The 9,622-nt window shown below is 60.3% G+C and carries 8 protein-coding genes; 5 read left to right on the top strand and 3 right to left on the bottom strand.

The window, feature by feature from the left end:
* Positions 1-187 precede the first annotated feature (187 nt).
* Positions 188-730 (bottom strand): oligoribonuclease, encoded by a 543-nt coding sequence (gene orn, locus IC37_RS28475; protein ID WP_030130343.1) that lies wholly within the window; start codon positions 728-730, stop codon positions 188-190.
* Positions 731-837: 107 nt separating this feature from the next.
* Between orn and rsgA the strand changes: the two genes are divergently transcribed.
* A complete protein-coding gene (gene rsgA, locus IC37_RS28470) occupies positions 838-1,869 on the top strand; it encodes a small ribosomal subunit biogenesis GTPase RsgA (RefSeq protein WP_030130342.1) in 1,032 nt (343 codons plus the stop codon).
* 89 nt (positions 1,870-1,958) lie between these two features.
* Here rsgA and motB read toward each other — a convergent pair whose 3' ends face one another.
* Entirely contained in the window at positions 1,959-2,987 is a 1,029-nt protein-coding gene (gene motB, locus IC37_RS28465; protein ID WP_030130341.1) for a flagellar motor protein MotB, read from the bottom strand.
* A 3-nt stretch (positions 2,988-2,990) separates the two neighbouring features.
* Positions 2,991-3,842, bottom strand: a complete 852-nt coding sequence (gene motA, locus IC37_RS28460) for a flagellar motor stator protein MotA (RefSeq protein WP_030130340.1) — start codon at positions 3,840-3,842, stop codon at positions 2,991-2,993.
* Positions 3,843-4,006: 164 nt separating this feature from the next.
* Here motA and IC37_RS28455 point away from each other — a divergent pair, with 164 nt between their 5' ends.
* The 4 genes from IC37_RS28455 (at position 4,007) to IC37_RS28435 (ending at position 9,533) form a co-directional block, all read left to right on the top strand.
* On the top strand, positions 4,007-5,539 hold the full coding sequence (locus IC37_RS28455) for an HDOD domain-containing protein (protein WP_030130339.1): 1,533 nt from the start codon (positions 4,007-4,009) through the stop codon (positions 5,537-5,539).
* 259 nt (positions 5,540-5,798) lie between these two features.
* Positions 5,799-6,614: a rhodanese-like domain-containing protein gene (locus tag IC37_RS28445; RefSeq protein ID WP_030130338.1), complete on the top strand. Its 816-nt coding sequence runs from the start codon at positions 5,799-5,801 to the stop codon at positions 6,612-6,614.
* A 19-nt stretch (positions 6,615-6,633) separates the two neighbouring features.
* Positions 6,634-7,494, top strand: a complete 861-nt coding sequence (gene asd / locus IC37_RS28440) for an archaetidylserine decarboxylase (RefSeq protein WP_030130337.1) — start codon at positions 6,634-6,636, stop codon at positions 7,492-7,494.
* A 248-nt stretch (positions 7,495-7,742) separates the two neighbouring features.
* A complete protein-coding gene (locus tag IC37_RS28435) occupies positions 7,743-9,533 on the top strand; it encodes a hypothetical protein (RefSeq protein ID WP_030130336.1) in 1,791 nt (596 codons plus the stop codon).
* Positions 9,534-9,622: the final 89 nt, after the last annotated feature.

Below are 9,622 nucleotides of genomic sequence, written 5' to 3'. Positions count from 1 at the left end.
TGATTTTTTAAGAGCAAAAACAATGAGTTATTTTTTGTTTGATAAGAGCTTGCTCCCGCTGGGCCGCAGAGCGGCCCCATTTGCTAACAGCGCAACTCTTCAGATAAACCGCGCCGGCTGACTTTACGACTGCTGCGCAGCCGAGCGGGAGCAAGCTCCCTCGCCACAAAAGCCCACTCATGCCCAATCAGAACTTGATGAAATTCTTGCGGTAGTGCTGCAGCTCGGCGATCGATTCGCGGATGTCGTCCAGGGCCAGGTGGGTACTGCCCTTTTTGAAGCTGTCGCGTACATCCGGTGCCCAGCGCGCGGCCAGCTCTTTAAGGGTCGACACGTCGAGGTTGCGATAGTGGAAGTAGCTTTCCAGCGCCTTCATGTGGGTATAGAGGAAGCGACGGTCCTGGCAGATGCTGTTGCCACAGATCGGCGACTTGCCCTTCGGCACCCATTTTTCCAGGAAGGCGATGGTCTCGGCTTCGGCTTCGGCCATGCTGATGCGGCTGTCGCGAACCCGTTGAGTCAGCCCGGAACCGCCATGCTGACGGGTATTCCACTCGTCCATGCCGGCGAGGATCTCGTCGCTGTGGTGGATGGCGATCACCGGACCTTCGGCCAAGGTGTTCAAATTACTGTCGGTGACGATGGTGGCCATCTCGATGATGACGTCGGTATCTGGGTTCAGACCGGTCATTTCCAGGTCGATCCAGATCAGATTCTGCGGGTTTTGCATGAGTCGGCTCCTCGGAGTAGGTGCGCAGTTTAGCCTAGGCTGGTGGCCGGGCGTGCTAAACTCGCGGCCGTTTTACCTAATCGCTACATTCTCGATACGGAACACCCATGGCCAAACGCCAACTCAATCGTCGTCAAAACTGGCGCATCGAAAAGATTCAGGGCGAGCGCGCTGCCCGCGCCGCCAAACGCGAGTCCTCGGCTGTCGAGGCACTCGAAGGGGGCGACCTGGGTCCGGAACAGACGGGCCTGGTGATCGCGCACTTCGGTGTGCAGGTCGAAGTCGAGGCCCTCGATGGCGAACTGGCCGGCCAGGTGTTCCGCTGCCATTTGCGCGCCAACCTGCCAGCGCTGGTGACCGGCGATCAGGTTGTGTGGCGTGCCGGCAATCAAGGCATCGGCGTGATCGTGGCGCAACTGCCGCGCAACACTGAGCTCTGCCGTCCGGACAGCCGTGGCCAACTCAAGCCGGTGGCCGCCAACGTCGACATGATCGTCATCGTCTTCGCGCCGCTGCCCGAGCCTCACGCCAACCTGATCGACCGTTATCTGGTCGCAGCGGAACACGCGGGTATTCGGCCATTGCTGCTGCTGAACAAATTCGACCTGATCGACGAGCAGAACGCCCCGGCGCTGAATGCCTTGCTGGCGGTTTACCGCACGTTGGGTTATCCGGTACTGGAAGTGTCGGCCCACCACGGCAATGGCATGGAACAGTTGCAGAAGCAGTTGGACGGGCACATCAGCGTATTCGTCGGCCAGTCCGGTGTCGGCAAGTCGTCGCTGGTCAACAGCCTGCTGCCGGAAGTCGACACCCGCGTCGGCCCGCTGTCCGAGCTGTCGGGCCAGGGCACCCACACCACCACCACCGCGCGGTTGTTCCACTTCCCCGGTGGCGGTGAGTTGATCGACTCCCCGGGTATTCGGGAATTCGGCCTGGGCCACGTTAGCCGATCCGACGTCGAAGCCGGCTTCATCGAGTTCAACGACCTGATCGGCACCTGCCGCTTTCGCGACTGCAAGCACGACCGCGAGCCGGGTTGCGCCCTGCTCAAGGCCCTGGAAGAGGGCCGCGTGCAACAGCAACGGATGAACAGCTACCGCTCGATCATCGCCAGTTTGCCGGAAAGCAGCTACTAGGTAGTCTTGATCATTTTCGTGACGCTACGAAAATGATCAGCAGCCTGCAGAGACAAAAAAGCCGCGATCATTCGCGGCTTTTTCATGGATCACTGCTTAGGCGGCTCACCCGGTTTCGGTGCAGGATCATCAAACAGATTCAACCGCTCACGAAGCTCATGGGCCGGCAGCGGTTCTTTATCCGCCGGCAATGCGTTCGGATCTGCCGGCGGCGTGGGCACTTCGCCCGGACCACCCTGCCCTTGCGTCGGCGCTGGCGCCGGTTCCGCACCTTGCGAACCTTCGATGGCACGCTGAGCTTTCTTGGTCAGCACGACAATGTCGATCCGGCGGTTGACCGGGTTGAACGGTTTCTCGCGGTCGAACAACGCCGACGAGGCATAACCCACGACTCGTGCTACCTGAGAATCCGGATAGCTGCCGGCAACCAATGCACGACGAGCCGCGTTGGCGCGGTTGGCCGAGAGTTCCCAGTTGCCGAAATCGCCGGTGCCCGAGTACGGCTTGGCATCGGTGTGGCCGCTGATGCTGATCTTGTTCGGCACCGCTTTGATGGTGTCGGCCATGGCCAGCAGGATGTCTTCGAAATACGGCTTCAGTCGCGCACTGCCGGAGTCGAACATCGGTCGATTTTCAGCGTCCATGATCTGGATGCGCAAACCGTCCTGGGTGATCTCGAAGAGGATCTGATCCTTGAATTTTTGCAGCTGTGGATTCTCATCAACCTTGTTCTGCAACTCTTGCAGCAACAGCTCCAGGCGCTCCTTCTCGACCTGCTCGGCCATGCCTTCGACCTGTTCGGAGTCGATCGTCACCTTGTCTGGCTGAGGCTGGGATTTCACCTCGGGGTTGAGGGTGCTCTCCGGCGCCAGGGTCGGCGAGCCGCCCAGATCGATGATGTACGGCGTACCGCTTTCGGAAAAACCGACCGGGTCCTTGAAGTAACCGGCAATGGCGATCTTCTGTTCCGGTGTTGCCGTGGACAATAGCCACAGCACCAGGAAGAACGCCATCATCGCCGTCGCGAAGTCCGCGAAGGCGATTTTCCAGGAGCCCCCGTGATGCCCGGCCGCGTACTTTTTGACGCGTTTGATGATTATCGGCTGGTTATTTTCCATGACTTAGCGACCGCGAACCGCTTGTTCCAGCTCAGCGAAGCTAGGACGGTGCGCCGGGTACAGAACCTTGCGACCGAATTCCACTGCCAGCGACGGAGGCATGCCGGAAGCTGAAGCGACCAACGAGGCTTTGATGGCTTCGTAGACGTTCAGTTCTTCCTTGGCATCGTGGCCCATGGCGTGGGCCAGCGGGCCAAAGAAACCGTAGGCCGCGAGAATACCGAAGAAGGTACCTACCAGAGCCGCACCCACGTGCAGGCCAATCATTTTCTGGTCGCTTTCACCCAGGGAGGCCATCGTCACCACGATACCCAATACCGCCGCGACGATACCGAAACCCGGCATGGCATCGGCGATGCCGCTGACGGCGTGGGAGGGGTGATCCAGGTCTTCCTTGAGGCTGGTCAGTTCCATGTCGAACAAGCCTTCAAGCTCATGGGGAGCCATGTTGCCGGAGGACATGATGCGCAGGTAATCGCAGATGTACGCGGTCATGCGGTCATCTTTCAGGACTGCCGGGTACTTGGCGAAGATCGGGCTCGCGGCAGCATCTTCGATGTCGCCTTCGATCGCCATCATGCCTTCGCGACGGCTCTTGTTAAGGATCTCGTAAATCAGCCCCAGCACTTCCAGATAGAACGTGTGGTTGAAACGCGAACTGAACATGCCCAAAGCCTTCTTGAACACGTGCATTGTCATATGACCGGGGTTGGCCTGCAGGAATGCACCAAGGGCCGCACCACCAATAATCATCACCTCGAAAGGCTGGATGAGGGCGGCAATCTTGCCGTGGGAAAGCACGTATCCGCCGAGCACGCTCGCGAATACGACGATGATGCCGATAATTTTAGCCATAGGTAGGAGAGCACTTACTGAGTCGGGTTCAAGGTCATATTCGGAAGTTAAAAAATCTCTTCTTCTCCTTATCGGCAAAACTGCGCCAGACTGTAGCCAGTTAAGGTGAAAAGCCATTTGGCCCACGCAAGGATAGGTAAAGCAGACGATGATCGCGCCCAGACATGGCTAACGAAACGAACGTCCCAACGCCAAAACCAGCCACGCTCGAAGGTTGGGTCAAACTGCTCGATAGCGTGCGCCTGCCGGTTCCGCAATACAGTCACGACCGCGTCTGCAAAGCCATCCGCGATAGCCGCAGTTCGCTGCGAGACATCGCCGAACTGATGCAGGACAGCCCGGCCCTGGTCTTGAGCGTGATTCGCGAAGCCAACCGCCACACCCATGGCAGCATGACCACGCCCGCTGAAAACCTTGAGGTGGCGATCAATCGCCTCGGTTTGAAGCGCACCGAAGAATTGCTCGAGCGCCTGCCCGCCGAACCCCAATCGGAAATCCCCGTCGCCCTGCGCCAGCTTCAGTTGATCAGCCAGCACGCCACCCAACAGGCCAATGGTTTTTTTGCCGGTCGCCTGGCGCGGTTGTGGCAGGACATCCACTGGGGCAGCCTGCTGTTTCTTTCGCCACTGTGGCCCATGGCGTTGACTCATCCGCAGTTGCTTGAAGAATGGGAACTGCGGGTCATCCATAAAGGTGAGTCGGCGCGCAAAGTCGAAAAGCAATTGTTCGGCGTGCGCCTGCTGGAAATCTGTCTGGCGCTGGTGGACACCTGGCGTTTGCCGATCTGGGTGCAGCAGGGTTATCGGCTGTTGCTCAACGAACAACGCGAGCTGGTGAAAGTCCTGCGCATCGCGCGTGACAGCGATCACCCGCTGCGCCAACAGAACCGCCTCGATGACGATCCGACGCTGCGCCGCTGGCTCAATCAGCCAGCCAATACCGTACTGCTGGCCAATGGGCTGGCGTTGTCGGCACAACAGGCGTGGAACAGTCCTCACTGTGAACGCTGGCAGTACCTGACCAGCCTTTACCTGCAAATGCCAATGGATGAGGTGCAGCAACAATTGCACCAACAGGCCACCAACAGTGCCCGCCAACACGCCATGCCGGACCTCTGGCACCCGGCCGAAGCGTTGATCTGGCCGTCGGGCATGAACCGTGTTCACTGCGGTTTGCTGCTGGCCCCGGCACCCACCGCCGAAGACCTGGCGAAGTGGCGCAAGCAATGTGCCGAGTTGCTGGTGGAACCGAGCCGTTTTACCAATGCCATGCACTTGACCACATCGGCCCGAGACGCCCTGGTGGCGTGTGGCATGCGGCGAGTGATGATCCTGATGGCCGATCGCACACACGCCAATCTGCGCGTGCACCAGATTGCCGGGCTGCCCGAAGAAGTGGCGGGCCTGAACCTGGTGGTCAGCCAAAGCACCGTGCTGCAACGCTTGCTCGCGCAACAGGCCCAGGTGCGTCTGACGCCGGCCAACAACGCACAATTCTCCGCCCTGTTGCCGGCCAGCCTGCGTAAACAGTTCAGCGGTGAACACCTGCTGCTGCGTTCCCTGGTCAACAACGGTCGGGTGATCATGATCGTGGTGGCGGATCAGGGCGGCGGGCCGTTCTCGGAAATTACCGTGCAAGCGTTCGGCAAAACCGCGCAGTGCATCGAAAAGGCCCTGCACAGCTTTAGTCATCGCTAGCGGCTGATGCCAGTCAGTTAAGAAAAGGCCAAAACCTGTGGCGAGGGGGCTTGCCCCCGTTGGACTGCGAAGCAGTCCCAGGACCTGCAATCCCGTTCTGCCAGGCACACCGCATGCGCCGGATTTGCGACTGCTTCGCAGCCGAACGGGGGCAAGCCCCCTCGCCACAGATTCAGTTATTTCCTGTGCCGAAATAACTGATAACAGGCCCTCATGACGCTGCGCTACAATCCTCCCCTTTGTGCTCTGGAGACCTCACATGTCTGACTTCTCTGGCTTGGCGCTGGTGATCGAGCCGAGCGACCTGCTCCCGCGTCTCGACTCCCGCGAACTGATTCTGGTGGACCTGACCAGCAGCGCCCGCTATGCCGCAGGGCATATCCCCGGGGCACGCTTTGTCGATCCAAAACGTACTCAACTGGGTCAGGCGCCTGCGCCAGGCCTGCTGCCGACCCACGCCGCGCTTGAAGCATTGTTCGGCGAGCTGGGACACAACCCCGATGCGGTCTACGTCGTCTATGACGATGAAGGCGGCGGTTGGGCCGGGCGCTTTATCTGGCTGCTGGATGTCATCGGCCACAGCAAGTATCACTATATCGATGGTGGCCTGAAGGCCTGGCTGGCAGAGGGCTTGCCCATGTCGATCCAGATCCCGCCAGCGGTCGGCGGTCCGGTCGCCCTGACCCTGCACGACGAACCCATCGCCACCCGCGAATACCTGCAAAGCCGTCTCGGTGCCGCTGACCTGGCGATCTGGGACGCACGTGGGCCGCTGGAATACTCCGGCGAGAAAGTGCTGGCAGCCAAGGGCGGGCACATTCCTGGCGCGGTCAATTTCGAATGGACCGCCGGCATGGATCAGGCGCGTAACCTGCGTATCCGCACCGACATGCCGAAGATCCTGGAACAACTGGGCATCAGCAAAGACAAAGAAGTCATTACCCACTGCCAGACTCACCACCGCTCTGGCTTCACGTATCTAGTGGCCAAAGCGCTCGGTTATCCGCGAGTCAAAGGCTACGCCGGCTCCTGGGGCGAATGGGGCAACCATCCCGACACGCCCGTAGAGATTTAAGGTTTTTTAAGGACAGTTAATGAATAAGCGTTTGTTTATCCTCAGCCAATACCTGCTACCCCACCACTTGCTCTCGCGACTGGCCGGCTGCATTGCCGAATGCCGTGTGCGCTGGTTCAAAAACGCCTTAACCGCCTGGTTCGCCAAGCGTTATCAAGTGGACATGTCCCAGGCGCTGGTCGAAGACCTGACGGCTTACGAGCACTTCAATGCGTTCTTCACTCGCGCCCTGAAAGACGGCGCTCGTCCGTTGGACCAAACCCCTGGCGCGATCCTCAGCCCGGCCGACGGTGCCGTCAGCCAGCTCGGCCCGATCGAACACGGTCGGGTTTTCCAGGCCAAGGGCCACAGCTTCAGCGTGCTGGAACTGCTCGGTGGTGACGCAGCCAACGCAGCGCCATTCATGGGCGGTGACTTCGCCACCATTTACCTGTCACCCAAGGATTACCACCGCGTGCACATGCCGCTGGCCGGCACTCTGCGCGAGATGGTCTACATCCCCGGCCGCATCTTCTCGGTCAACCAGACCACGGCGGAAAACGTTCCGGAGCTGTTCGCTCGCAACGAGCGTGTGGCGTGCATTTTCGATACCGAGCGCGGGCCGATGGCCGTGGTGCTGGTGGGCGCGATGATTGTGGCGTCGATCGAAACCGTCTGGGCCGGCTTGGTGACACCGCCCAAGCGCGAGCTGAAAACCTTCCGCTACGACGATGCGGCCCGTGCGCCGATCCATCTGGAGAAAGGCGCGGAATTGGGTCGTTTCAAGCTCGGCTCTACAGCGGTCGTGCTGTTCGGTCCGGACCAAGTGAAATGGGCTGAAGGGCTCGGCGCCCTTTCGCCAGTGCAGATGGGCCAGGGCATCGGCCTGCCAAACGCCTGACCTATCGATCCGACCCCACGTTGTAGGAGCTGGCTTGCCAGCGAAGGCGGCCTCATGTCATGCAGTGCCCATGAAAACACCTTCGCCGGCAAGCCGGCTCCTACGGGGCCGGTGGCGTTCACGGCATCTTGCCAAAGGCTTCTACAAAGGCAAGCGTGACGCAAATATCGCGACACCCCCTCCAGCGTTCATAGCTGCTACAGTCAAGTCATTCACTGCCCATTTCCCGGTCGGAGTTTGTCTACGGCATGAATGAAACCAATCCTGTCCTGCTGCTACGCGCACCGATCCCGACGCAGTCGCGCCTGACTTTCTGCGAAGCCACGCCTCGCGACCTCAAGCGCTGGATCGCCAACCTGCCCAAAGCCAATATCGGCGAAACCGCTCGCCAGTTGTATCAAGGCTTGAGCGAACTCAATCAACTGCTCACACCCAGCGACAATCGTCTGCAATTGCTCGAACTGTTGCGGCCCGAGGTGTATTACGTCTGCAAGCATCTGGAGCGGCATTTCCTGCATCAGGCCATTGTGCTCGACGAGCGTTCGCGCAAGATCGCCAACCTTTGCCAGGCGCTGCAGAGCCACTTGGCGATCGGCTACAAGCAAATCGTGATCCGCATCGCACCGCGCTTCAGCAAGGACCGTGCGCCGCTGCTGATCCTGGCTTTGCAACGGGCAATCCATTGCCTGAACGGCGCGTTGATCCGCGCCACTGAACTCTATTGTCCGGTGCCCGAAAATCTGTGGCTGGAATTACATCAGCTATACCGGATTGGCTGTCAGTTCCAACTGCAAAATTTGAGCGTGCGCGATGAACTGGCCAGTCAGACGCAAAGCCTGAGCATCGAGCAAACCTACATCGTCGCCCTCCTGCTGGGGGCTTCACGCTGCAATCAACTGCGCCAGAACCAGATCGCCCGGCTCGCCGAGGTGCTCGAGCCCTGGAGCCAGTGGATCAAGCTGCAACCGGCCAAAGCGGACAACGGGCTGTTTGCCATCGCCCCGGATCTCGACACCGGGCCGCGTTACCGCTCCAAATTCCCCGCCGAACAACAGGAGAGCTTGCTGGGGATCGACCCGCAACCTCTGGTCGCGGCCATCGAAACCCATCTGCAACAGTCGGCCGACAAGGTATCGCCGTTGCCCGTTCCGGCGGGATTGAATCTGGATACGCTGCAACACCTGCATGCCGCCTGGGGGCAGGCCGCCGAGCGCAGTTTCCAGCGCACCGTCGGCCACGGCACGTTGACCCTGTGCGTGGGCATGAGCGCTTTGCACTTTTATCTCGGCGGGCAACGCTCGTTCAACGACATCCTGAAGAAACCCGGCGCCCGCCCGGCGCAGTTCTCGGCGACCGACCCGACAAGTCGCGCCAAAGACCAATGGCGCCACGCCTTCGATGCCGCCCCCCATGGCACGGCTGACACGCTGCTGCCCTACGAAGAGATCGAATACCCGCACCTTCAGAACGATGACAGCCACGAGGCATCCGACCGCCAGCAGCATTTCCCGACCTATGTGCTGCCGGTGATCAATCACAGCCCTGGCGGCTATTGCCTGGCCTGGCCCGGCGCGGTGCCCGCCGAGCTGCAGGCTGGCGAAATGGTCGGTATCGAGGATGCTGCCGGTCAAGGCTGGAGCATTGCAGTGGTGCGCTGGATCCGCCAGGTACGGGGTGGTGGCACGCAGATGGGGATCGAGCAAGTCGCGCCTTGCGCCGAACCCTGCGGCCTGCAACTGATGCGCTCGGGCGACGAGCACAGCCAGTACTTGCGCGGGCTGTTGTTGCCCGCCATCAGCGCCATCGACCTGCCGGCCACCCTGCTCACGCCGCGCCTGCCGTTCCAGGAAGGCAACAAGGTGTTGATCAATACCAATGGCCAGGAACGTCGGGCCGGGCTGGAGCGTCGGGTGGCGAGCACCAACAGCTTTAATCAGTTTGCCTATCGTTTGCTTGAGACGGCCAGAAGCGAAAACGCCGCGAAGAGCGGCGTGGTCGGGGCAACGGAAGAGTTTGATTCGTTGTGGCAGTCGCTTTGAGCGTAAGTCTGTAAAACCGCGCCGCTCCCTTCGCGAGCAAGCCCGCTCCCACATCTATGGTTACCCCCTTTTCTGCAATACTGTTTTTG

It is taken from the genome of Pseudomonas sp. QTF5 (assembly GCF_000512695.2).
GTDB lineage: Bacteria > Pseudomonadota > Gammaproteobacteria > Pseudomonadales > Pseudomonadaceae > Aquipseudomonas.
The sequence above is the reverse complement of the archived record's forward strand: the minus strand, read 5'-3'. Positions and strand labels throughout refer to the sequence as shown.

Coding starts and splice junctions, on each gene's coding strand:
- orn (WP_030130343.1), bottom strand. CDS start 730: ATGCAAAACCCGCAGAATCTGATCTGGATCGACCTGGAAATGACCGGT.
- motA (WP_030130340.1), bottom strand. CDS start 3,842: ATGGCTAAAATTATCGGCATCATCGTCGTATTCGCGAGCGTGCTCGGC.
- rsgA (WP_030130342.1), top strand. CDS start 838: ATGGCCAAACGCCAACTCAATCGTCGTCAAAACTGGCGCATCGAAAAG.
- IC37_RS28435 (WP_030130336.1), top strand. CDS start 7,743: ATGAATGAAACCAATCCTGTCCTGCTGCTACGCGCACCGATCCCGACG.
- IC37_RS28445 (WP_030130338.1), top strand. CDS start 5,799: ATGTCTGACTTCTCTGGCTTGGCGCTGGTGATCGAGCCGAGCGACCTG.
- IC37_RS28455 (WP_030130339.1), top strand. CDS start 4,007: ATGGCTAACGAAACGAACGTCCCAACGCCAAAACCAGCCACGCTCGAA.
- asd (WP_030130337.1), top strand. CDS start 6,634: ATGAATAAGCGTTTGTTTATCCTCAGCCAATACCTGCTACCCCACCAC.
- motB (WP_030130341.1), bottom strand. CDS start 2,987: ATGGAAAATAACCAGCCGATAATCATCAAACGCGTCAAAAAGTACGCG.